Origin of the sequence: Pseudomonas sp. GD04058 (assembly GCF_029836855.1) — a bacterium.
GTDB classification, from domain to species: Bacteria; Pseudomonadota; Gammaproteobacteria; order Pseudomonadales; family Pseudomonadaceae; genus Aquipseudomonas; species Aquipseudomonas bharatica.
On record NZ_JAOECN010000013.1, the window covers coordinates 1 to 22,542 of the forward strand.

A 22,542-nucleotide genomic window follows, 5' to 3' on the forward strand; every position below is an offset into this window, starting at 1 on the left:
GAAGCTTGACCCATTTGAACACCGTCGCCCGACCCAGGCCCAGAACGCTGGCCACGTAGTCGGCAGCGCTGCGCCCCTCGAAAGCCCCTTCGGCATATAGGGCTTCGACCAGCGCGCGCTTGTCCTTCATCCCCAGGAGGCTCAGCGATAGCTGGCGCTCGGCGAGCCAGGCGTGGAGAAAGGTGTTGATGCGCTCCTGCCAGTCGTCGCGGAACAGCGCTTCCGGCTGGGGCAGCAGGCGACTGACCTGGAAAAAGGCGTTCAGCGCCTCGCGGGCCTGGTCCAGCACCGAGAAATTCAGGTTGATGCACAACAAGGCCTCGGCCTTGCCTGCCTCATCGCGCAACACGCTGGTGATGGAGCGGATTTTCTGGCCGTTCCAGTTGAGCTTTTCATAGGGGCCGAGACTGGACGCCTGGTCGAAGTCACCGGGCAGTTCGTCCAGCGCCGAATCGTCGCCAAGCTGGCGCTTGGAGAAGTTGTTGGCGATATGCACGACCGTCTGGCTGGCCAGGTCGTGAACGATCACCTCTGCATGGGGGAAGAGCAGGGTGGCGATGCAGTCGGCGATGGTCTTGTAGTTGTCCAGTTTCTTCATGGTGGGACGGTGGCGTGTGCAAAAAGGGCAACCATCATAGCCCCCAGGCAAAAAAGATGAACCTCGGGCCAAGCCTTCGGCTCAGAACAGTTAGCGACACCTAAACAGGTTGCAACACCAGAACCGGAACTGAAGCGAGGATTCAACGATGAATACACTGTTGCGTAGCGCGGGCTTTGCCCTGGCCTTCACCCTGGCGGGCGCGGTGCATGCCGCCCAGGATGCCGATGACTTCGTCGAGGACGCCTCGGCCAAGGGCGTCGCCGAGGTGGAAGCGGCCAAACTGGCCCAGGAAAAAGGCACCGCAGCGGATGTGAAGTCCTTTGCGGCGATGATGCTCAAGGACCACGGCGCGGCCAACGAGAAGCTGAAATCCCTGGCAGCGAGCAAGAAGCTTGAAGTGTCGAGCGATGCCGACCTGATCGACAAGGCCAAGGCCATGATCCTGGAACTGCGCGGCGCCAAGTCGTTCGACCAGGCCTATGCCAACAACCAGGTCAACGCCCATGAAGCGACCATCAAGCTGTTCGATGACTACGCGAAGGATGGCAAGGACGCGGAATTGAAGGCATTCGCCGCCGAGACCTTGCCAACCCTGAAGGCCCACCTGGAAAAAGCCCGCCAGCTGGCCGCAGCCCATGGCGGCAGTTCGGTAGGTTCGGGGGCGACTACCCGCGATGCGACCGATCCGGTGGTACCTGGCCCAGGCGGCGTTCCGACCACGCCTAAAGACCATTCGGAAACGACCAAGCCTTAAGCTACCAAGGGCCGCTTTGCGGCCCTTTTTTTTCAGGAGAACCCGCATGCCCGATCACGACATGCCACCCGGCCAGTTGGAACCGTCAAGACCGCAGGTCGAGATTCCCGACGAGCACGACAAGGCACCAGACCCGGACGCCGATCCCTCGCTTGGCGACGAGCAGGAGGAACCCAGGGGCGTGCCGGCCAGTGACCCCGAGTCCGGAGCCTAGCGCCCTAGCGCCCCAGCACCGCCCGCACCGTCTCCTGCAACACCTCGAACGCCACCGGCTTGTCGACGTGGGCATTGAACCCTGCCGTCAGCGCCTCGGCCTTGTCTTGGCTGGCGCCGAAGCCGGTCAGCGCAACCACGGGCAGCGCGTTGAAGCGTGAGTCGGCGCGTATCCGGCCTATCAGCTCCAGCCCGTTCATCACCGGCATGCCGAGGTCGGACAACACCAGGTCGAAGACGCTATCGCCGTCCAGCCGCTCCAGCGCCTCGAGCCCGTTGCTTGCCAGGGTCACCTCGGCGCCTTCCAGCTCCATCAGCGCCTTCATGATTTCGAGGATGTCCTCGGAGTCATCGACGATCAGTACCTTGAGCCCGCTGAAATCGCCCGGTGTCAGGTCGAGCTCGCCGACCATTGGCTGTTCGTCGCGGCTGTAGTGCGGCAGCCAGACGCTGAAGGTCGCACCCAGTCCCAGCCCGGCAGACCTGGCCTCGACCCGGCCGTGATGAGCCTCCACCAGCTCGCGCACCAGCGCCAGGCCGATGCCCAGGCCGCCACGGTTCTGCCCGTGGCGGTGCTCCGGCACCTGGCCGAAGAGGTCGAAGATCAGCGGCAACGATTCGGCGGCGATACCCTGGCCGGTGTCCTGCACGTCGAATCGCACATGGCTGCCTTCATCTACCAGGCGCAGGCAGATGCGACCGCCGGCATCGGTGAATTTCAGGGCGTTGTTCAGCAGGTTCCAGATGATCTGTTCGATACGCACCGGGTCGGCGTCGATCACCAGGGGTTCCTGGGCATCTTCGGGCAATTGCAGTTCGATAAGGATACGTTCCTCGGCCGCGTCGTCCTTGGCCACCGCGGCGATATCGCTGAGCAATTGCTGGAGCAGCACCGGCCCGCGGTTGAGCTTGAGCTTGCCGGTATTGATCCGGGACAGGTCGAGCAGGTCATCGATGATCCGCGCCTGGCTGCGTACCGCGCCCAGGATGGTATCCAGTGCCCGCCCGGCCACGGCATTGCCGCGCACCAGGGGCAGGCGGGTCATCAGTTCGCCGTTGAGCTGGATCAGGTTGAGCGGGTGCTTGAGCTCATGGGACATGACCGCGAAAAACTCGTCCTTGAGCTTGCTGGTGTTACGGCTCTGCTGCAGTTGCCAGACCTGCTCGGACTCCTGGCGCTTCTTGTCGGTGACATCCCGACCGATCTTGGCGAAGCCGTGCTGGCCGTTGTGCAGGGCGGTGGTCACGCCGCTGCAGAAGAAGCGACTGCCGTCCTTGCGCTGCAACCAGCGCTCGTCGTCGGCACGGCCATCCCTGCGGGCCAGGCGCAGTTCTTCCTGGAGCACGCCGTTTTCCCGGTCTTCGGGCAGGAAGATCAACTCGGCGCTGCGGCCCAGTACGTCTTCCTCGCTGTAGCCGAAGGTGCGTTCGGCGCCGCGGTTCCAGGTGGTGATCAGGCCCTGGGCATCCATGGTCAGGATGATGAAGTCCTGGGTGCTTTCGGCCGCCAGGCGCAGGCGCTCCTCGCCTTCGCGCACGCGCTCCTCCGCCTGGCGCCGCTCGGTGATATCGATGAAGGTCAGTACGGCGCCGTCGATCAGGTCCTCGGTGGTGCGGTAGGGCAGCAGCCGGGCGATATACCAGCGACCATCGGTGCTTGGCACCTCGCATTCGATGATGCGCAGCGACTCGAAGGCGGCCACCGCGTCATCGGCCATGCCCGGGTAGTCGAGGCGATGGGTGATGTCGAGCAGCGAGCGGCCGGTGTCCGAGGGAATGATGCTGAAGATCTCGGTGGCCCGCGGCGTGTAGGACTTGATGCGCATGCGCCGATCGACGAACACCGTGGCGATATCGGTGGAGGCGATCAGGTTCTGCAGGTCGTCGTTGATCTTGCCGGTTTCCTCGACCTTGCTCTTGAGTTCCTGGTTGACCGTGATCAGCTCTTCGTTGATCGACTGCAGCTCTTCCTTGCTGGTTTCCAGCTCCTCGGTGGTGGAGCGCAGTTCCTCGTTGATGGCCTGGAGTTCTTCATTGGAAGCCTTCAGCTCTTCGGTGGAGGTCTCGGATTGCTCCACGGTGGCCTGCAATTGCTCCTTGGTCCGGTGCAGTTCGCCTTCAAGCTGGGAGAGCACGCTGTCCTTGCCGTCGTCGCGGATACTCTTGACTTCGGCACTCATGGTTTCCTCGACCTCGTCGAACAATACCAGGACGAAGTCGGCATCCAGGTCGCGGAATGGCCGGGCCACCATGTTCACGTAGTAACTGCGCCCCTCGCGCTCGAGCTGTACGCGCCGCGCCTCGATACTCTTGCCGGTCTGGAAGGCCTGGAACAGCGCAGTACGCAACTCCAGGCGCAGTTCAGGCAGCACCTGCACCAGAAGATTGTGCGACGGCTCGCCGCCGACATAGCGCAGGAAGCGCCCGGCGCGATCGGACATGTGCACGATGTCCGAGTCCTGGTTGACCACCACGCTGGGCGGGCCGTACTGCTCCAGCACCCGCTGGTGGACCTCGGCGAAGGACACCTTGCGCCGCTCCAGGTTGCGCTCGACATTGGGCAAGGAAAACCCGGTGAAGGCGTTGAGGGGCAGGGCAGGGGTCGGCCTCCCCAGGCTGGAACTGGCCTTGGCCCGGTAGATCCGGTTCTTCTTGTCCACGGGGGTGAACAGATCGAGGCAGACGTCTGCCGATTCCGAACTGCCGAGGAACAGGTAGCCACCCGGAGCCAGGGCGAAGTGGAACATCTGCAGTATGTCCGCCTGGACCTGCCGGTCGAGGTAGATGAGCAGGTTGCGGCAACTGATCAGGTGCAGCTTGGAGAAAGGTGGGTCGCGCAGCAGGTTGTGCAGGGCGAACAGCACGCGCTCGCGGATTTCCTTCTTGACCCTGAAGTGGGTCTGCTCCTTGGCGAAATGCTGGCGCAGGCGTGCCGGCGGTATATCGGTGACCACCGCCTCGGGATAGACCCCGGCCCGGCCGACGCCGATGGCATGTTCATCGATATCGGTGGCGAACACCTGGAACTTGTGGCTGGCATGGCTGAAGTCGAGATGATCGGCCAGCAGCATGGCGATCGAGTAGGCCTCCTCGCCGGAAGAACAGCCTGCCGACCAGGCCCGCACCGTGGGGTCGGTTTCGCCGGTGAGCTCGAACAGGCGCGGAATGATTTCACGCTCCAGCGCTTCGAAAGCCTCGCGGTCGCGGAAGAAGTTGGTCACGCCGATCAGCATGTCGTCGAGCAGGGCGCGGGCTTCCTCGGTATTGACGTTGAGGAAGTCGCGATAGGCCGGCAGGTCGCTCAGGCGGTTGACCTGCATGCGCCGCTCGATCCGGCGCAGTACGGTGGCCCGCTTGTAATGCTTGAAGTCATGGCCGGTGCGGGCGCGCAGGATGATGATGATGTCGCGCAGGGCGGCATCGGCGGCGCGCTCGTCCTCGGCGGTTTCGGGATTGTGCAGCGGCGCCTCGATCTCTTCGCCCAGCGGCAACTCGATGCTGCGCATGTTTTCCCACAGTTCCACCAGCTTTTGCGGCATGTCCACCACCGGCAGGACGAAGTCCACCTGGCCAGTGGCGATGGCGTTGTGCGGCATGCTTTCGTATTCGGCATCGTCCAGGGACTGGGCCAGGGTCACCCCACCCTGTTCCTTGACCCTCACCAGCCCGGCGCTGCCGTCGTTGCCGGCACCGGACAGGACGATGCCGATGCTGCGATGACGATGGGCGTCGGCCATGGTGCGGAAGAACACATCGATGGCGATATGTCGCGGCTGGCCACTGGGCCGCTCGGTAACGCGCAGGTAGCCGTCGAGCATTTCCAGCTGCATGGCAGGGGAGATCAGGTAGACGTGGTTGGGCTCGATCGGGGTGGGCTTGGTCACCTGCTGCACGGGCATGCGCGTGACCTTCTGCAGGATGCGGTCGGCGCTGCTCTCGTGTTCAGCCGAAAGGTGCATCACCACCACGAAGGCCATGCCGCTTTCATTGGGCATTTCTTCGAAGAAATGCAGCAGCGCGGCCAGCCCGCCTGCGGAAGCCCCCAGGCCAACGATGGGGAATGGCAGGAAACTGGGCAGGGAAGTGTAGGGCGTCTCGGCCTGTAGCGTCTCGTCGGGTTTGTTCATTCCTAATGCTCTGCTGACGCGTGATGACCTGCCATTGAAGGATTGGACAGCCACGGTGCTGCCGTCCTGGCGCAAGCGCCGAACTTTACCGCATAAAACCTGCGCGCAGGGCTCAAGTGCGGGGTGTTTCGCCAAGCTGCGCACGCACCTGTTCGAGATCGTTCTCGATCGTGCTCAGTTGCATGTCCACTTGTTCTGCTGCCCTGGCCATATAACTGACCTGGGCTTGCAGGCGCTTGAGGCCTTCAAGGTGGGCAGCGATTGCGTCGCCCAATCGTGCGCCTTGCAGTAATTGCCTTGTCCGTAGGGGTTCGTTGGGCAAACTCATCGGAGATTTCCTTGGCAGATTTAGGTTCGGTTTATTTTTTGACCCTTGGCATGGGCGGATGGTTGCTTGCCGTTTGCAATCTCTGAACTGAAGATGAAACTTGAATCATTTAGTTACATTAACACGACTTTTTCACAAGCTCCGCTATAACATAACCCGCACACCCAACCCCAAGAACCGGTCGATAAGCCTTCCCGGAGTTCCCGTATTCACATGAGCGCCAAACCAGCCAGCACGGACGGGCAGTTCGAGGAAACACCGCGCTTTCAACAAGCTTCCTTGCATACGCTTCGCCTGGCCCGCCTGGTCCAGGGCTCGACATTGACTGCGGCGCTGCTGTGGCTCGGCGCACTGTTTATAGGCGTGTTCGATCCGGCAAGCCAATGGGTAGTGGTACTGGCCATGAATGCGGCGGCCCTGGTGCTGTTGGCAGCAGCAGGACGTTCAGCCTGGGCCGTGGCCAGATGGCGCGCCGAAGCCATCGGTCACCAGGCCGTGCGCCTGGCCCTGTGGAGCGCTTCGGACAATCCCGACGATCCGCCCCTCAGTGCACTGGAACGTGGCCTGTTGCGCATTGGCCTTGCAGGTCGGCGCCAGTTGCAGCGTCTGGGCAGCGAAGCGCTGTGGCTTGCAGGCTTGGCGGTACTGGCGCTGGTAATGGTCGCCAGCGCCTGGCGCCTCGACCTGCCGGCACCGGCAGCGGCGGGGCAACTGCACTGGCTCGCGGGCGGTGTGCTGGCCCTGGCGGCGTTTGCCTTGGTGGTGGCGGAGCGTCATCTGGCCAGCGAGAACCCGGTCGTGTGGCCGGAAGCCGCGGACCTGGCGGCACAGATCCGCTGGTTGGTGGCCGTGCAGGTGCTATCGATCGCCTGCCTGCTGTTTACAGGCGGCGAGCGGCTGTGGCCGGTACGCCTGGCGGTGCTGACCGGCCTGTTGCCGGCCACCCTGGCCATGGAACTGATCCTGCGCGCGCTGTTTTCCGTGTTCAGCCCCAGGCGCGCCGGGCAGGAACCACGCCTGCTGGCCCGCAGCCTGGTCTGCGGCCTGTTGCAATGGCCGCCACGCCCGCTGGCGTTCCTGCGTCATGAGCTGCATCAGCGTTTCGGCATCGACCTGCGTCAGGTCTGGGCCTTCGACTTCATGCGCCGTGCCGCGTTGCCAGTGCTGGCCCTGGTCGCCATGGTGGGCTGGCTGTTGACCGGGGTGACGCAGATCGCGATGGACAATCGCGGCATCTACGAGCGCTTCGGCAACCCGGTCGAGGTTTGGCAACCCGGGCTGCATCTCGGTTTGCCCTGGCCGCTGGGCAGGGTCCTGGTGGTCGACAATGGCCAGGTCCACGAACTGGCGACCAGCGGCGACGCTGCACTGGCCGACCCGCTGGCCGATGCGGAAGGCCCGGCGCCAGCCGCGGCGAACCGCCTGTGGGATGCCAGCCATATCAGCGAGAATGCCCAGGTTATCGCGGGCGACGGGGGCGGCCGGCAGAACTTCCAGATCGTCAACATGGACGTGCGCTTCATCTATCGCATCGGCCTGGACGACCGCGCCGCACTGGCCGCGACCTATCACAGCACCGACGTCGCCATGCTCCTGCGCACACTCGCCAACCGTGTGCTGGTCCGCGATTTTGCCAGCCGTAGCCTCGATGGCGTGCTCGGCACCGAGCGGCAGGCGCTTGGCCAGGACATAGGCGCGGCCGTCCAGGCGGATCTGGATCGCCTGGACAGCGGCGTGCAGGTCCTCGTCACCTCGGTGGAGGCGATCCATCCGCCGGCAGGCGCGGCCAATGCCTACCACGGCGTCCAGGCCGCACAGATCACCGCGCAGGCCCTGATCGCCCGTGACCGTGGCAAAGCCGCCGAACAAAACAGCCAGGCATGGACCAAGGCTACCGGCCTTGACCACCAGGCCATCTCCAGCGCCCATGAAACCGAAGCCAGGGCGCGAATCGCCGAGCTGCGCTTCAGCGCCGAACGCAGCGCCTGGCAGCAGGCGGGACAGGCCTTTGTCCTCGAACAGTACCTGGACCATCTGGCCAAGGGCCTGGGCAAGGCCAGCAGCCTGATCATCGACCACCGCCTCGGAGCTGCGCAGGCCCCGACCCTGGACCTGCGCAGCTATGCATTCCCCCTGGACCCCGCTGCGGGCCCGGGCACAGGCAAACCCGCAACCCGACCTGACCAGGAGCGTGCCCATTGAGTCACGATCATGCCGATCACTCCCATGCTCATGGCTGCCGCCAGGATCATGCCCATGACCACGAGCATGAACAAGCCGCCACCGGGCCGACCTGGCGCCGCCTGCTGGTGGCAGCGGCGCTGGCCCTGGTCATGCTCGCCGCCGCTTGCCTGGTGCAGGTACGCACCGGCGAGGCCACGGTAGTGACTCGTTTCGGCAACCCCGCACGCGTTCTGCTCGAGCCCGGCCTGGCCTGGCGCTGGCCGCTGCCGTTGGAGAACACCGTGCCGGTGGACCTGCGCCTGCGTACCACCTCAAGCGGCTTGCAGGACGTCGGCACCCGGGACGGCCTGCGCATCATTGTCCAGGCCTATATCGCCTGGCAGGTGGAGGCCACGCCGCAAAGCATCAAGCGCTTCATGCGTGCGGTGCAGAACCAGCCCGACGAAGCCGCGCGGCAGATCCGCACCCTGGTCGGCTCGGCCCTGGAAACCAGCGCCAGCGGCTTCGAACTGGCCGACCTGGTCAACGTCGATGCGAGCAAGGTGCGCCTCGACGCCTTCGAGCATCGCCTGGGCGAACAGATCACTGGCCAGTTGCGCGAAACCTATGGGGTCAAGGTGGTGCAGGTGGGCATCGAGCGCCTGACCCTGCCCAAGGTCACGCTGGAAGCGACGGTTGACCGGATGCGTGCCGAGCGCGAAACCATCGCCACCGAACGCACCGCCGTAGGCAAGCGCAAGGCCGCCGAGATCCGCTCCGCCGCTGAACGCGATGCGCGCATCATCGAAGCTGACGCCAGCGTCAAGGCTGCGGACATCCAGGCCCGCGCCCAGGTCCAGGCCGCACAGGTCTATGGCAAGGCCTACGCCGGTGCGCCCGAGCTGTACAACCTGCTGCGCTCGCTGGATACCCTGGACAACCTGGTCAATCCGGGCACGCGCGTGGTCCTGCGCACCGACGCCGCGCCGTTCCGCGTGCTGGTGGACGGCCCGCCAACAGGGGCGAAGCCATGAGCAAGCGAGGGCAGGGCAGCGCCGCGCCCTGGCTGCAGGCTGGACGCATCGGTTTCGTCGCGGTGTACGGGGTCACCTTGCTGGCGGCGCTGGGCTGGCTGTTTGGCAATGTCCGCGAGATCGGCCCGGAAAGCCGTGCGGTGGTCCTGCGTCTGGGCGCCGAGCAACGCATCCAGAATGCCGGGCTGCTGCTAGCCTGGCCGCGGCCGTTCGAGCAGGTACTGATGTTGCCATCGGCTGGACGCGTCACCGAGCGCCGAGTCGAATTGCTGCTGCGCTCGGAAGCGGCGGTCAAGGCCGATCACGATGTGAAACTGGCCGGCGATGCCACGGCCGGCTCCGGCTATCTGCTGACCGGTGACGCCGGCATCGTGCAACTGGATGTGCGGGTGTTCTATCAGGTCAACGAACCCTATGCCTTTACCCGGCAGGGCACTCATGTCGAGATGGCCCTTGATCGCCTGGTGGAGCGCAACGCCGTGCAGATCTGCGCCTCGCGAGACATGGACACCATCCTGGTCGCCCGCCCCGAACTGGTCGGCACCGACAGCCAGCTTGCCGAACGCCGCGAGCGTTTGCGCGGCGACCTGCAGCACGGCATCAACCGCAGCCTGGCGGCGCTCAAGGCCGCCGGCACCGACCTGGGCATCGAGGTGGTCCGAGTCGATGTGCAATCGGCCTTGCCCCAGCCAGCCGTCAATGCCTTCAACTCGGTATTGACGGCCAGCCAGCTGGCCGAACAGGAAGTGGCCGCTGCCCGCACCGACGCTGCCCGGAGGCTGCAAGAGGCCACGCAGAACGCCGACCGCACCGTGCAGGTGGCCGAAGCCGAAGCACGGGAACGCCTGTCCCGCGCACAGGCCGCGACTGCGACCATCGTCGGTCTCGGTCAGCAGGACGACCCGGGCCTGATGCTGCGCCTCTATCGCGAGCGGGTTCCGGCGATTCTCTCCCGAGCGGGCTCGGTGACCCTGGTCGATCCGCACGATAGCGGTCGCCTGATCCTCGACGGTCCCAAACCTTGATCAAAGGACTCCAATGAGTGCCCATCACCACCATCACGGCCATGACCATCACCACCATGGCCATCTTCATCTGGGCACCGGCCTGCTGTCCGGGGACGAGCGCCGCCAGGCCGCGCGGCAACTGAGCCTGGCCATGATCGCCCTGGGCCTGCTTGGCCTGGGCCTGCTCTGGCGCTGGTTGGCCCCCGGGCAGAACAGCGTGGCCGAGGTACTGCTCGGCATAGCCTCGCTGCTGGTGGCAGTGCCGGTGTTGCGCTCGGCCTGGCATAGCCTGCTGCACCCGAGCCTGCACGGGATCACCGACCAATTGATCGCCTTGGCCATGCTTGGCGCCTGGGCCACCGGTGACCTGGCCACTGCGGCGCTGTTGCCGATCATCATGATCCTCGGCCACGTGCTCGAAGAGCGCAGCATGCTGGGCTCGCAGGAGGCCATCGAAGCCCTGGGGCGCCTGACACGCAGCCAGGCGCGCCTGCTCGATGCCAGTGGCCAGGTGCGCGAAGTCGACAACGCCAGCCTGGTACCGGGAGACCTGGTGGAAGTGCGCGCCGGTGACCGGGTGCCTGCCGACGGTCAGGTACTGGAAGGCCAGGCCAGCCTCGATAACTCGCCGATCACCGGTGAGGCATTACCTCTGGAAGTCGGGCCAGGAACGGACATCCACGGTGGCGCGATCAACCTCGACGGGTTCCTCAAAGTGCGCATCAGCCGGGTCGGCAGCGACTCGACCCTGGGCAAGGTGATCGCCCTGATGCAGCGCGCCGAGCAGGCCAAGCCGCCGATCACCCGGTTGCTTGAGCGATATGCCGGTCGCTACCTGCTGCTGGTGTTGCTGATCGCTGCGGCTACCTGGTTCATCACCAGCGACGCCCAGGCCATGCTGGCGGTGTTGATAGCGGCCTGTCCCTGCGCGCTGGTGCTGTCGGCTCCGGCCACGGCGATTGCCGGCATCGCCGTGGCGGCACGGCACGGCATCCTGATCCGCGGCTCGGCGTTCCTCGAAGAACTGGCGGACCTGTCGTCCCTGGTGATCGACAAGACCGGCACCCTGACCCATGGCTCGCTGCACCTGCAGCGCATCATCCCGGCGGGCAGCGAACACCCGGACAGTGAAATCATCGAGCTGGCCGCCGGCCTCGGGGCAGCGAGCAGTCATCCGGTGAGTCGCGCATTGGCGCGCCTGGTGCCTCACCAGCAATTGCCGACGCTGAGCGACGTGCATGAACGCCAGGGCTTCGGCGTGGTTGCCAGGACGAAGCGGGGAGAGGCCGCACTGGGTCGCCCGGAACTGTTCGCGCAACTGGGCATCGCCATTCCGCCGATTCCGGAACACGACGGCCCGATCGCCGGCCTCGCCCTGGAGCGCCGCTTCATCGCCTGGCTGCTGCTCGCCGACACGCTACGGCAGGAGGCCCCGCAAGCACTGGCGCAACTGCGTGAGCTGGGCCTGCACCGGCAACTGCTGCTGACCGGCGACCGGCAAAGCGTTGCCGAAGCGGTTGCGCAGCAGGCCGGTATTACCCAGGTAGTCGCCCAGGCGCTGCCCGAGGACAAGCTGCATCACGTCAACCGCGAATTGCAGGCCGGCTTCCGGCCCATGGTGGTGGGTGACGGCATCAACGACTCGCTGGCACTGAAGGCTGGTGCAGTGGGCGTGGCAATGGGGGCGGGCGGGGCGGATATTGCCCTGGCAGCGGCGGATATCGTACTGATCAACGGCGATCTGCGCCGGCTGGGCACCTGCGTGCGCTTGAGCAGGGAATGTCGGCGCACATTGCAGTGGAACGTGGTGATCGGCCTCGGCTGGACCCTGGCGATAGTGGTGGCAGCGGCCTTTGGCCTGCTCGGCGCAGCAGGCGCGATGATCGCGGCGTTGCTGCACAACCTGAGTACCTTGCTGGTGCTGGGGAATGCCGGGCGGTTGTTGCGGTTCGACGAGACAGGCGTGGAGAGTGGGTCTTGAGGGTCAGCCTTTATATAACTCAATTAAATATTCATTTAGTTTAGTTATAAATAGGATGAATATCAGTCCAGCAGGGCACGAACCAGCCAGACGGTCAGGCCGCCGCTTTCCGGATCCTCGGCAACATGATCCAGCACCACGAAACCATGGCTTTTCAACAATGCCCGGTACTCCTGCGGATCAAGGCTGGCGTGATACAGCGTCTCGCCCTCGAGTTCGCCAAGGGCCTCGCCATGGCTGGGGCCACTGGTGAACATCAGCAATGCACCGGGCGCCGCGTGGCGTTTGAACACCTGGAACATCCGGCGCTGATCCTCGTGCGCCAGATGAAAAAAGCTGTTCCAGGCCAGGATGCCGGCAAACTGGCGGTTCAAAGCCACGCTGCGCATATCCCCGTGGATCCATCGATGCCCGGCAAAACGCTCGCTGCACAAGGCGATCATTTGCCTCGAAGAATCCACGCCGGTCAACCCATGGCCGGCTTCGATCAGATAGCGCGCCACGGGCTGGCCGGAACCGCAGCCAAGGTCGAGGATGGCCGAGCACGGAGGCAGCAGTGAATGAAAACGTTCGATCCATTTGCGTTCGATCAATCGATCGCCACGCAGGCGACTCCAGGTTCGGGCATGGCGCTCGTAAAGATCGATGACGCGCTCGGCGGATGGGTGGTGCGGCATGGATGACGTTCTGCATCGATTTAGGGTTTTGGAATGTAGTGCAGGTGTGGGCTGATTGGAAGGCATATAGATTCGCATAATGTATATTATGTTAAACGACAGGTCATGTCATAAATGTTCATGAGCCTTGTAAGGTACTGATTCGACGAACTTACACCTGAAGCTCTACAGCGAAGCATTCAACTCGGATATCAGCTCTTCACGATACTTGAGCGCTGCGACCGCGGCCTCGCCCAGGGAGCCGGCGACCGCACTGAGCAGTCCCTGCGCCAGGAGCATGAACGCGCACATGCTGTTGCTGTAGAACAGGCTGTGGTTGGGGACGTAGAAGCTGTGCAGCGCGGTCTTGGCCAAGGGCGAACTGGCGGAGTCGGTCAAGGCCACCACCTTTATCCCGTGCCGTGTGGCCACCTCGGCGGTCGCCAGCACGCTCGGGGTGTACGGGAAGCAGCTGGCGACGACCAGCACGTCGCCGGCATCCAGCTGGGCAAGCGCATCGGCAACACCTTGTCGACTGGAGTCCAGTGCGCTGACATCAGGCCGAAGCATCCCAAGCCCGTAGGACATGAACAGCGCCAGCGAGTTGAATTGCCTCATGCCATGGATGCGCACGCGCCTGGCGCTGCAAAGCAGGCCCACGACCTCGTCGAACGCGGCCGGGTCGATCTGCTCCACCATACTGGCGATGTTGGCGCTTTCCTGGCGACCCAGTCGCGCCAGTTGGCTGATAGCCCCAGCGCCTTCGGTATTGACCACCAGGCGTGACGCCTGGTCGCTGTAGAAGCTCTTGCCCTCTGTCAGCTCCCGACGGAAGACGTCCTGCAGTTTGCTGAACCCCGAGTACCCAAGACGCCGGGCGAGCCTGGATAGCGTCGAGGCGTTGACGCCGAACTGCGCGGCCAGCTCCGTGATCGAAGACACCGCCGCGTGTTGCGGCGATTCGATCATCTGGGTCAGCACCCGCGTCGAGCTGCCGCCCAGAGCGATATCCACTTCCTGCCTATCGATGGCAGCCAGCAGCTGTTTCAGCTCAGCCACTGTTTCTGGGAGGGATTCATTGAACTGCGTCATCGGCGCTATCCGCTATTGGACTAACACAACGTCGCCTTGGGCGTCAGGGTGATCTGTCGCTCGGCGCGCATAAACCCGCCATTCTACAGCGCTGGACGTCAGCGTGAAGATCGCCGTGGCCAGGGTGTTTTCGTCATCGGGATCATCTTGCGCACAGCGGTAGACTGGCAACGTTGTTCCCTCCTCCTCGTCGCGCAGGATCCGCAGGGCGAGCGTCGGATCGAGCTTGGGCCTGGAGCCGGCCAGCAAGTGATCGATCCGGTGCTGGCGCGCTCCGGAACTACCGGTCACGATCTGCCTGAAATCGGCAAACGACGAATCAACCAGATGGTTCGAGTGCCCAGCCGCTGCTTCGACCTCACGAACGGCAACGCCATGCGAGGTTGCTTCGACGCTGACGACACGAGCGCTGCCCGCTTGCCCGAAGGCGTGGTGGAACGCCCCGGCGCGAGGCGTTTGGGACACCGCCGCGATTGCCTCATCCACCGTTCGGGCATCCAGCGATGCGCGGCCCAGAATCATCCGCGGCACGCCGGCCGGGATATCCCTGGGGCGGATGTTGTTGACCGTTGCAACGACGCCGAACTCGTTGACCGCAAAGGTATGGCCCGGAATCGAGCCGGGATAGACGAAGCTAATGAAGGCCGCACCCTCCTCCTGCCTGGCGTGGACAATCGCGCAATCGCCGCGCAATTGCGGCAAGCCGTCTTCGTTGTGGGCGATCAGCGTCCCCTGCTCTGCCTGACCGAACACCGTGGTGCAGCCATCCACACTGGCCAGCCCTGGAAAATCACCCCGGCAGTTCCACATGAAGACTTCGTCGACGGGCAACTCGAGCCCGGCGGCGAGGCCTTCGATCTCCTGCCAGTAACGTGGATACCGTTCACGCACCAGCGTTTTCATTTGCTGCGCCTTGGCCGTGTCGGCCAGTGATGCGAGGTGCTGCCAGAGCGGCAATGTGCGCAGTTTTTCGTGTACCGATCGACGACCGAATTCGCCCAGGCGCCGTCCTGTTTCGAACGCGTTTGCGGCGATGTGAAGTTGAGCGAGCATCGCGTTGCCCCTTATGAAACGTGCTGGAGAAATTCGCGCAAGCGCGGGCTGGGTGGATTGGCGATCAGCTCTTGTGGCTTGCCATCTTCGGCGATGCGCCCCTTGTCGATGAAGATCAGGCGGCTGGCGACCTTGCGTGCGAAGTCCACTTCGTGGGTGACGATGACCATGGTCATGCCCTCCTCCGCCAGCGCCTTCATCACGGTCAGCACTTCATGACGCAGTTCCGGATCCAGCGCAGAAGTAGGTTCGTCGAACAGCATCATCTTGGGCTTGACCGCCAGCGCCCGGGCGATGGCGACCCGTTGTTGCTGGCCACCGGACAGTTGCGACGGATAATGCTCGGCGCGTTCGGCCAGGCCGACCTTGGCCAGCAGTTCACGACCGAGTGCATGGGCTTCGGCCTTGCTTGCCCCGCGCACCCGGATCGGCCCGAAGGCCACGTTTTCCAGGGCCGTCATCTGCGGGAACAGATGAAACTGCTGGAACACCATGCCGGCTTCCTGGCGAATGAGGCGCTCGTCGACCTTGGGGTCATTGACCTTCAAGCCGTCGACGATCAGCTCGCCTTCGGTGACTTCTTCCAGCTTGTTGATGCAGCGCAGCAAGGTGGATTTGCCGGAGCCCGAGGGCCCGATGATGACCACGACCTCACCGGCGGCAATGCTCAGGTCGATGTTGTGCAGCACCTGGGTGCTGCCGAAGTGCTTGGAAACGTTCTTGAATTCGATCACAGGATTTTCAACCTCGCTTCCATACGGCGCAGGATGTAGCTGAGCACCAGGGTAATGATCAGGTAGATCACGGCCACGGCAGACCAGACCTCCATCGCACGGAAATTGCCGGCGATCACTTCCTGGCCCTGGCGGGTCAGTTCGGCCACGCCGATGACGATGAACAACGACGTATCCTTGATACTGACGATCCACTGGTTGCCCAGCGCCGGAATCATCCGGCGAAACGCCAGGGGCGTGATCACATAGCGCAGGGTGTCGCGGCGCGAGAGTCCCAGCGCCAGCCCGGCTTCACGGAAGCCGTTGTTGATCGACAGTACGGCTCCCCGGGTGATCTCGCCGATGTAGGCGCCCGAGTTGATCATGATGGTGAACACGGCGGCCCCGAACGGATCGATGCGCACCGGAATCATCAGGGGCAAGGCGAAGTAGATGAACATCACCTGCACCATGATGGGCGTGCCACGAATCAGCTCGATGAATACCAGCGCTACCCGGCTGCTGAAGAAACCGCCGTAAGCGCGGGCAAAGCCCGCGATCACGCCGATGATTGCGCCGCCGATCAGGCCCAGGATCGAGATCCAGAGCGTGAGTTTGGCGCCGTCCAGCAGAACCGGGAGCGCATCCCAGACAGCGCTCCATTGAAATTGCATAACGGTGAACTCTTAGAAAACTGGGGAGGGTTTACTGTGGCTGAGTGCCAAACCACTTCTCATAGATCTTGGCGTAGGTGCCATCCTCCCGAAGCTTCTTCAGGGCCGCGTTGACCGGCTCACGCAATTCGCTGCCTTTGGGGAAGCCGATACCGTATTGCTGGGCCATCATCTGTGCGCCCACGGCCTTGACCTGGCCTTCGCCGGCGGTCTTGATGTAATACAGCACGTTCGGCGTGTCGTGCATGGCGGCATCGACGCGCCCCGTGCGCAGCTCAAGGTAGGCGTTGTCGATGTTGGGGAACTGACGCAGATCCTTGGCCTTGAGGTTTGCCTTGGCATAGTCGGCTGCCGACGTGCCGCTTTTCACCGCCAGGCTTTTGCCGGCAATGTCTGCCTCACCCTTGATGCTGTCGTTGTCGCTCTTGACCATCAGCAGGAAGCCGCTGTCGTAGTAGCCGTCGGAGAAATCGATGGCCTGCTTGCGCTCTTCCTTGATCGTGATACCCGCTAGCGCCGCGTCCACGTTATGGGTTTGCAGCGCAGGAATGATGCCGTTGAAGTCCATCGGCTTGAGCTTGTAGGTCACCCCCAGCTCTTTGGCGATTGCCGCCCACAGATCGATATCGAAGCCCACATACTCATTGCCCTGCTTGAACTCGAAAGGCACGAACGCCGTGTCTGTTGCGATCAGCAGCTCTTTTCCGGCGGCCATGGAAGTGCCTGAAATGGCAAGAGCAACAGCTGCAAGCGATACCTTAAGAAATTTTTTCATCGTCTTTCCTCTTTAAGGGTGAGGCTCGGTTGCCGTTGTCGGCCCGAGGGAAAGCGGCAGTAGCAAGATTTGGGGCAGGCCCCTGATTGTTATTGGCGGCAGTTCCATGCCGGTTGTGCGCGCCAAACCGCGCGGTGCGAGCGGCGCTTCCGATGGCGTGATGCAAATATCCGTTGCTTATGATTTATATGCAAGTAATATTTGCGCAAACCCCGGAGGTGATCATGAGCCACGTGTTGCATCGAAGCTTCAACCATACCTACCCCACAGCCGTAGCAGGCGACGGGCCCTATCTGATCGACAGCACCGGGAAACGCTATCTGGATGCCAGTGGCGGCGCAGCGGTGTCCTGCCTTGGCCACAGCGACCCCGAGGTCATCGAGGCGGTACGTCGGCAGGTTGGCCAACTGGCCTACGCCCACAGCTCCTTCTTCACCACCGAGGTCATGGAAGAGCTGGCGGATTTTCTCGTCGCCCGCGCCCCGAAAGGCCTGGAGTCGGTCTATTTCGTGTCGGGCGGTTCGGAAGCGGTGGAAACTGCACTCAAACTGGCCAGGCAGTACTTCGTTGAAATTGGCCAGCCCGGTCGCAAGCATGTGATTGCGCGCCGCCAGAGCTATCACGGCAACACGCTGGGCGCCCTGGCGGCGGGTGGTAACGAATGGCGACGCCGGCAGTTCGAGCCACTGCTGATTGACGTCAGCCATGTCAGCCCGAGCTATGCCTACCGTGATCAGGCCCCCGGTGAGACCGTCGAGCAGTATGTCCAGCGGCTGAGCGAGGAACTGGAAGCGAAAATCCACCGCCTGGGCCCGGACAACGTCATGGCGTTCATCGCCGAGCCTGTGGTAGGCGCGACCTTGGGTGCCGTTCCGGCTGCAGCGGGCTATTTCAAACGGGTCCGTGACATCTGCGATCGCCACGGCGTGCTGCTGATTCTCGACGAAGTCATGTGTGGCATGGGCCGCACCGGCTCGCTGTTCGCCGCCGAACAGGAAGGCATCACGGCCGACCTGATCACCATCGCCAAAGGGTTGGGCGCCGGTTACCAGCCGATTGGTGCCACCCTGGTCAGCGCGAAGATCCGTGATGCTATCGCCAACGGTTCCGGCTTCTTCCAGCACGGCCACACCTATATAGGCCACGCCACCGCCTGTGCCGCTGCCCTGGCTGTGCAGAAAACCATCGAGAAACGCGGGCTTCTGAACCAGGTCGTCACGCTGGGGGACACCCTGCGAGCCCGCCTGGCCGAGCGCTTCAGCGAGCACCCTCATGTGGGTGACGTGCGAGGACGCGGGCTATTTCGCGGTATTGAACTGGTCAATGAGCGCGCCACGAAAACGCCTTTCGATCCCTCGATCAAACTGCATGCGCGGGTGAAGAAAGCCGCCATGGCACAGGGCCTGATGTGCTACCCCATGGGCGGAACCATAGATGGACAACGAGGGGACCACATTCTGCTGGCACCGCCCTACATCATCGATTCACGTCATATCGACGAAATCGTGGATAAGCTCGCACTGGCGATAGACAGCGCAATCGCAGGAGTTTGAGAAAGCGCTTATGAACATTCAATCCCGATTGACCTCACTCCATGAAGACGAGATGAGCCCGGATCAGCGCAAGGTGCTGAGTGACATCCTCCAGGGGCCACGGGGAAACCTGGATGGTCCCTTCCTCGCCTGGATCCATAGCCCGGCACTGGCTGATCATGCACAACGCCTCGGGGCCTTCTGCAGGTACCACACCCGGCTGGACCTGCGTTTGAGCGAGCTGGCGATTCTGCTCACCGCAGCGTGGTGGCAGTCCCAGGCCGAGTGGCAGATTCATGAGCCCATTGCGCGCGGCAGCGGGCTGAGTGACGAAGTCATCGATGCCCTGCGAGCACAGCGTACGCCGGCTTTCGTCCAGAAAGACGAGGCCATCGTCTACCACCTGGGCGAAGAGCTCTACCGTACGCGTCGCGTTAGTGATGAACGCTACCAGGAAGCGGTGAATGCGTTCGGCGAGCCCGCGGTAGTCGAGCTGGTGGCGATCTTCGGGTACTACGCCCTGGTGGCCATGACCCTTAACGTGTTCGCCGTGCGGCGCCCTACGACCGCACCTTTGCCGTTCCCCGAACCCTGAGGGTGATGACCGTTTTCAGATATGCCCCCGACGCGGTTGCCCGGCAAATACCATGAAAGCCGGGCAGCCGCCGATAATCCCAACACGTTCTCGCTAGCGCAGCCCGAACCCCATCCGCGCCAGCTCACCCAGAAGCGCTTCACGCCCGTGCAGGCTCGAAACATTGCGCAGCCTGCTGACCACCTGCTCCGACCAGCCCGACGCCTTCATGCCCTCGCGTTGATAGAAGGCCCCCAGGCGCGCATCGTATTCCGAGAGCACCTGTTCCTCGCCGGCGGTCGTATAGGTTTCGTGATGCAGCACCGCCTGCTGTGGCAAGCGCGGCTTTACCTTGGCCGGGCGCTCAGTGGAGGGATAGCCCACGCACAGGCCGAACACCGGATAAACCTGGGCAGGCAGCCCCAGCTCCCTGGCGACGCCTTCGATGTCATTGCGGATGCCGCCGATATAGACACTCCCGAGCCCAAGCGACTCCAGGGCAACCACGGCGTTCTGCGCAGCCAGCGCTGCGTCGATGGTGCCCAACAGCAGGCTTTCCAGGTACGGCAATGCCTCCAGTTCAACCCCTTGCTGCTCCGCGATACGCGAGACACGGGACAGGTCTGCAAGCCAGACCAGGAACAGCGGCGCCTGGTGAATATAGGCCTGGTTGCCGGCGAGTTCGGACAGACGCTTTTTGCGGCCGGCATCCTGCACCGCCACAACGCTCCAGACCTGGAGATTGGATGACGTGGAGGCGGACTGCGCCGCGGCGACCAACGTCTCGAGGGTGCCTTCAGGCAGAGGTTGATCGGTGAAAGAGCGGACGCTGCGATGATCAAGCAACTGGTCGAGGGTTTCGTTCCAGGCATCGAGCGGTGCGATGTCGTGCGCGCCGTAGCGTGCTGCGAGCTTTGACTGGGCGTTGGTTGTCATGGGAATCCTCCGAAATGATAGGAGGCTATCAAATATTTGCGCGCAGGACACGGGCTGGGCTGGAATGTTTCATCTGAGGACGTGATCAGGAGCGTGGCTTGCCTGCGATGGACCGCGTTATGGCCACTGAGCGCATGCCGGGAGATCTTCAGCGTTCTCCAGACCGAGCGCCGCCCGCGCGGCGCATCGCTGGCAAGCCAGCTCCCACATTTGTTGCAACGCACCATGGCCTGTGAGATCTCCGTTGCCAGCCTTTGGATGTTCGGCGATGTACCGCGTGGATGCAGTTGGGCTCGGCGCGGTATCGCGTCGTACGAACAAGGCGGTCAACCATGGCCTGACAGACATAGGCACGTTGCAACAAGTGTGGGAGCTGCGGTTCGGCGGTCCGACTTGCCAGCGATGCGCCGCGCGGGCGGCGCTCGATCTCAAGGGCGCTGAACATCTCCCGGCATGCGCCTGCGCTCGGGTGTTGACTAAGCGCCCGGACCTTGCGCATCATCCGGATACATTTCCTTAAGCACAGAACCACCATGATCTTGAGCAACGACGACATGCCAACTGCCCCGGGCCTTCACGCCCCGGCCAGCGCATGCCTGTCCGTTGCCAAGAAATCCAAGAAACAGCCGCTCATTTGACCGGGGCGCTGTCCCGTCAGATGAGCTGACAGGACAGATAGCGCAAGGTCTCCCCCGCTTGATTCCCCTTCTCTCCTCTGGCGCCCAGTTCGGTCTACCCGAGGAGTAATGCATGTCTGATTTGCGCGGTATCTGGGTTGCACTGGCCACACCCTTTCGTTCCGGCGAGGTCGATTTCGAGGCGCTTCAAGGCCTGGCGAAGAAGCTGCTCGCCGAAGGCACACGGGGCCTGGTGGTGTGCGGCACCACTGGCGAAGCCGCCGCCCTGGACAAGGGCGAACAGCTTGCGGTGCTGGATGCAGTGCTGCAGGTCGCCCAGCCGCATCAGGTGATCATGGGCCTGTCGGGCTACAACCTGCAGGAGGTCCTGGCCTTCCAGGAGAAAATCCAGCAGCGCCAGATCGCCGGGCTGCTGGTCCCGGCGCCGTGCTATATCCGGCCGTCGCAGCAGGGTATTGAGTCGTTCTTCCAGACCGTGGCCGATGCCGCGTCCGTTGCCCTGGTGGTCTATGACATTCCCTATCGCACCGGCGTGCGCATCGAGCGGGAGACACTGCGCCGGATCGTGCGTCACCCGAATATCGTGGCGGTGAAGGATTGTGGTGGCGACATCGAAACCACCCTGGCCCTGATCAGCGATGGCCATGCCCAGGTGCTGGCCGGCGAAGACCTGCAGATCTTCACCCATCTCGCCTTGGGCGGTGCCGGCGCCATCTCCGCTTCGGCGCATGTCCGGGCAGACCTCTACGTGCAGATGATGCGGCATATGGACGAAGGTGATATCAGCGCGGCCCGGGCAGTGTTCTATCGCCTGTTGCCGTGGATCCAGACCGCCTTCTGCGAAGCCAATCCCGCCGTGGTCAAGGCTGCGCTCAGCGTGCAGGGTCTGATCGCCAACGAGCTGCGCGAACCCATGCAGCCCAGCGGTGCCCAAACCCTCGGACGCCTGCAAACGGTGCTTGCGGCGCTGCTCTAATCAGGGTGGTCTTGCAGCCTTGGCGGTGCTGCTATCCGGCGTATCGCAGCCACCACCGCCAGGGTCGCTTCCTCCACCGTCCCTTCGTTGCGGCACAGGAACCACCCCTGCTGCAGCGCCGCCTGCTCGAAGGCCCGGGTAGCGGCGACATGCTCCTCCAACCTGAGGATGACGGTGCTCCCCAGCCCTCGTGTGCGTGACGCCGCCCTTGCCCAGGACACCTGCGGATCGGTCAGCACGCCCACCGCCAGGTCCGGCACCTGTACGCCGCGCTCCAGGTTGATCCGCAACACCTCGGCAAACGGCACCCTGCGCCGGAATGCCGCCTCGGACGGGTACCAGCGGTCCATCAGGATGATGCTGCCTGCGGGTTGCCCGGGCAGGACCTGCCGGGAAATCCAGGCACGGCTGTCTGCAAGGCGTTCGCATACCTCCAGCTCCAGGTCCGCGTCGGGGTGCCGGGCGAGCCGATTGACCAGCGCCATGGTTTCGGCCCGGTGGGGATCGTTGTTTCGCTCGCTAAGGCGGATCACCTTTCGGCCGTCGCACCTCAGCACCCGGGTGACGGCTTCCAGTAGCGTGGTCTTGCCAGTTCCCTTGGGGCCATCCAGGGACACCAGCATTGGACGAATAAAGGACATGCTGAATCTCGCAGCGTACAGACGCTGGATTCTACAGGCAGCGGCCCGCTGCGGCGCACCTCCGATCAATCCGT

Annotated in this window: 19 protein-coding genes and 1 pseudogene; 9 read left to right on the forward strand and 11 right to left on the reverse strand. The window is 63.5% G+C overall.

Features of this window, described 5'->3' with window-relative positions; translation table 11 throughout:
• The coding region (locus tag N7650_RS13230) for a PAS domain-containing protein (RefSeq protein WP_279898575.1) at positions 1–598 on the reverse strand (598 nt) is incomplete at its 3' end.
• Between the two features lie 148 nt (positions 599–746).
• Between N7650_RS13230 and N7650_RS13235 the strand changes: the two are divergent.
• A pseudogene (locus N7650_RS13235) lies at positions 747–1,250 on the forward strand (DUF4142 domain-containing protein); the annotation flags it as partial.
• Positions 1,251–1,401: 151 nt separating this feature from the next.
• A complete protein-coding gene (locus N7650_RS13240; protein ID WP_158467808.1) occupies positions 1,402–1,569 on the forward strand; it encodes a hypothetical protein in 168 nt (55 codons plus the stop codon).
• Positions 1,570–1,573: 4 nt separating this feature from the next.
• Here N7650_RS13240 and N7650_RS13245 read toward each other — a convergent pair whose 3' ends face one another.
• On the reverse strand, positions 1,574–5,695 hold the full coding sequence (locus N7650_RS13245; RefSeq protein ID WP_009402188.1) for a CheR family methyltransferase: 4,122 nt from the start codon (positions 5,693–5,695) through the stop codon (positions 1,574–1,576).
• Between the two features lie 112 nt (positions 5,696–5,807).
• A complete protein-coding gene (locus tag N7650_RS13250; RefSeq protein ID WP_009402186.1) occupies positions 5,808–6,023 on the reverse strand; it encodes a hypothetical protein in 216 nt (71 codons plus the stop codon).
• 213 nt (positions 6,024–6,236) lie between these two features.
• Here N7650_RS13250 and N7650_RS13255 point away from each other — a divergent pair, with 213 nt between their 5' ends.
• Genes N7650_RS13255 through N7650_RS13270 form a run of 4 tightly spaced genes read left to right on the forward strand, consistent with a single transcriptional unit; the run spans position 6,237 to position 12,208 of the window.
• The gene (locus N7650_RS13255; RefSeq protein ID WP_279898576.1) at positions 6,237–8,225 is read left to right on the forward strand and encodes a protease modulator HflK; all 1,989 of its coding nucleotides are present in this window, start codon (positions 6,237–6,239) and stop codon (positions 8,223–8,225) included.
• The gene (locus tag N7650_RS13260; protein ID WP_009402182.1) at positions 8,222–9,220 is read left to right on the forward strand and encodes a protease modulator HflC; all 999 of its coding nucleotides are present in this window, start codon (positions 8,222–8,224) and stop codon (positions 9,218–9,220) included. The genes N7650_RS13255 and N7650_RS13260 overlap by 4 nt, the downstream gene beginning before the upstream one ends.
• Positions 9,217–10,245 (forward strand): protease modulator HflK, encoded by a 1,029-nt coding sequence (locus N7650_RS13265; protein ID WP_279898578.1) that lies wholly within the window; start codon positions 9,217–9,219, stop codon positions 10,243–10,245. Before N7650_RS13260 ends, N7650_RS13265 begins: the two co-directional genes overlap by 4 nt.
• 13 nt (positions 10,246–10,258) lie before the next feature.
• Positions 10,259–12,208, forward strand: a complete 1,950-nt coding sequence (locus N7650_RS13270; protein WP_279898579.1) for a heavy metal translocating P-type ATPase — start codon at positions 10,259–10,261, stop codon at positions 12,206–12,208.
• 62 nt (positions 12,209–12,270) lie between these two features.
• On the opposite strand, the gene N7650_RS13275 is transcribed toward N7650_RS13270, so the two are convergent.
• From N7650_RS13275 to glnH, 6 genes are all read right to left on the reverse strand, one after another.
• Positions 12,271–12,885, reverse strand: a complete 615-nt coding sequence (locus N7650_RS13275) for a class I SAM-dependent methyltransferase (RefSeq protein ID WP_279898580.1) — start codon at positions 12,883–12,885, stop codon at positions 12,271–12,273.
• 165 nt (positions 12,886–13,050) lie between these two features.
• Positions 13,051–13,956, reverse strand: a complete 906-nt coding sequence (locus tag N7650_RS13280) for a MurR/RpiR family transcriptional regulator (RefSeq protein ID WP_279898582.1) — start codon at positions 13,954–13,956, stop codon at positions 13,051–13,053.
• A 12-nt stretch (positions 13,957–13,968) separates the two neighbouring features.
• Positions 13,969–15,009 carry a C45 family autoproteolytic acyltransferase/hydolase gene (locus N7650_RS13285; RefSeq protein ID WP_279898583.1) on the reverse strand — a complete coding sequence of 347 codons (1,041 nt, stop codon included), beginning with the start codon at positions 15,007–15,009 and terminating at the stop codon, positions 13,969–13,971.
• An 11-nt stretch (positions 15,010–15,020) separates the two neighbouring features.
• Positions 15,021–15,743, reverse strand: coding sequence for a glutamine ABC transporter ATP-binding protein GlnQ (gene glnQ, locus N7650_RS13290; protein ID WP_009405393.1), 723 nt, complete (start codon positions 15,741–15,743; stop codon positions 15,021–15,023).
• The gene (glnP, locus tag N7650_RS13295; RefSeq protein WP_279898585.1) at positions 15,740–16,396 is read right to left on the reverse strand and encodes a glutamine ABC transporter permease GlnP; all 657 of its coding nucleotides are present in this window, start codon (positions 16,394–16,396) and stop codon (positions 15,740–15,742) included. Before glnP ends, glnQ begins: the two co-directional genes overlap by 4 nt.
• A gap of 31 nt (positions 16,397–16,427) precedes the next feature.
• A complete protein-coding gene (gene glnH, locus N7650_RS13300) occupies positions 16,428–17,171 on the reverse strand; it encodes a glutamine ABC transporter substrate-binding protein GlnH (RefSeq protein ID WP_037061913.1) in 744 nt (247 codons plus the stop codon).
• 224 nt (positions 17,172–17,395) lie between these two features.
• On the opposite strand from glnH, the gene N7650_RS13305 reads away from it, so the two are divergent.
• Entirely contained in the window at positions 17,396–18,724 is a 1,329-nt protein-coding gene (locus tag N7650_RS13305; RefSeq protein WP_279898586.1) for an aspartate aminotransferase family protein, read from the forward strand.
• 10 nt (positions 18,725–18,734) lie between these two features.
• Entirely contained in the window at positions 18,735–19,298 is a 564-nt protein-coding gene (locus N7650_RS13310; protein ID WP_279898588.1) for a carboxymuconolactone decarboxylase family protein, read from the forward strand.
• 93 nt (positions 19,299–19,391) lie between these two features.
• Here N7650_RS13310 and nfsA read toward each other — a convergent pair whose 3' ends face one another.
• Positions 19,392–20,213: an oxygen-insensitive NADPH nitroreductase gene (gene nfsA, locus N7650_RS13315; RefSeq protein ID WP_279898590.1), complete on the reverse strand. Its 822-nt coding sequence runs from the start codon at positions 20,211–20,213 to the stop codon at positions 19,392–19,394.
• A 750-nt stretch (positions 20,214–20,963) separates the two neighbouring features.
• Here nfsA and dapA point away from each other — a divergent pair.
• Positions 20,964–21,827, forward strand: coding sequence for a 4-hydroxy-tetrahydrodipicolinate synthase (gene dapA, locus N7650_RS13320; protein ID WP_279898592.1), 864 nt, complete (start codon positions 20,964–20,966; stop codon positions 21,825–21,827).
• Here dapA and N7650_RS13325 read toward each other — a convergent pair.
• Entirely contained in the window at positions 21,824–22,468 is a 645-nt protein-coding gene (locus N7650_RS13325; protein WP_279898593.1) for a dTMP kinase, read from the reverse strand. The two genes, dapA and N7650_RS13325, sit on opposite strands and share 4 nt — an antisense overlap.
• Positions 22,469–22,542: the final 74 nt, after the last annotated feature.

What these genes read in the sequence shown, in the direction of transcription:
- N7650_RS13240 (WP_158467808.1), top strand. Translation starts at nt 1,402, where the DNA reads ATGCCCGATCACGACATGCCACCCGGCCAGTTGGAACCGTCAAGACCG.
- dapA (WP_279898592.1), top strand. Translation starts at nt 20,964, where the DNA reads ATGTCTGATTTGCGCGGTATCTGGGTTGCACTGGCCACACCCTTTCGT.
- N7650_RS13250 (WP_009402186.1), bottom strand. Translation starts at nt 6,023, where the DNA reads ATGAGTTTGCCCAACGAACCCCTACGGACAAGGCAATTACTGCAAGGC.
- nfsA (WP_279898590.1), bottom strand. Translation starts at nt 20,213, where the DNA reads ATGACAACCAACGCCCAGTCAAAGCTCGCAGCACGCTACGGCGCGCAC.
- N7650_RS13245 (WP_009402188.1), bottom strand. Translation starts at nt 5,695, where the DNA reads ATGAACAAACCCGACGAGACGCTACAGGCCGAGACGCCCTACACTTCC.
- N7650_RS13310 (WP_279898588.1), top strand. Translation starts at nt 18,735, where the DNA reads ATGAACATTCAATCCCGATTGACCTCACTCCATGAAGACGAGATGAGC.
- N7650_RS13305 (WP_279898586.1), top strand. Translation starts at nt 17,396, where the DNA reads ATGAGCCACGTGTTGCATCGAAGCTTCAACCATACCTACCCCACAGCC.
- glnP (WP_279898585.1), bottom strand. Translation starts at nt 16,396, where the DNA reads ATGCAATTTCAATGGAGCGCTGTCTGGGATGCGCTCCCGGTTCTGCTG.
- glnH (WP_037061913.1), bottom strand. Translation starts at nt 17,171, where the DNA reads ATGAAAAAATTTCTTAAGGTATCGCTTGCAGCTGTTGCTCTTGCCATT.
- N7650_RS13265 (WP_279898578.1), top strand. Translation starts at nt 9,217, where the DNA reads ATGAGCAAGCGAGGGCAGGGCAGCGCCGCGCCCTGGCTGCAGGCTGGA.
- N7650_RS13280 (WP_279898582.1), bottom strand. Translation starts at nt 13,956, where the DNA reads ATGACGCAGTTCAATGAATCCCTCCCAGAAACAGTGGCTGAGCTGAAA.
- N7650_RS13270 (WP_279898579.1), top strand. Translation starts at nt 10,259, where the DNA reads ATGAGTGCCCATCACCACCATCACGGCCATGACCATCACCACCATGGC.
- N7650_RS13325 (WP_279898593.1), bottom strand. Translation starts at nt 22,468, where the DNA reads ATGTCCTTTATTCGTCCAATGCTGGTGTCCCTGGATGGCCCCAAGGGA.
- N7650_RS13275 (WP_279898580.1), bottom strand. Translation starts at nt 12,885, where the DNA reads ATGCCGCACCACCCATCCGCCGAGCGCGTCATCGATCTTTACGAGCGC.
- N7650_RS13255 (WP_279898576.1), top strand. Translation starts at nt 6,237, where the DNA reads ATGAGCGCCAAACCAGCCAGCACGGACGGGCAGTTCGAGGAAACACCG.
- N7650_RS13285 (WP_279898583.1), bottom strand. Translation starts at nt 15,009, where the DNA reads ATGCTCGCTCAACTTCACATCGCCGCAAACGCGTTCGAAACAGGACGG.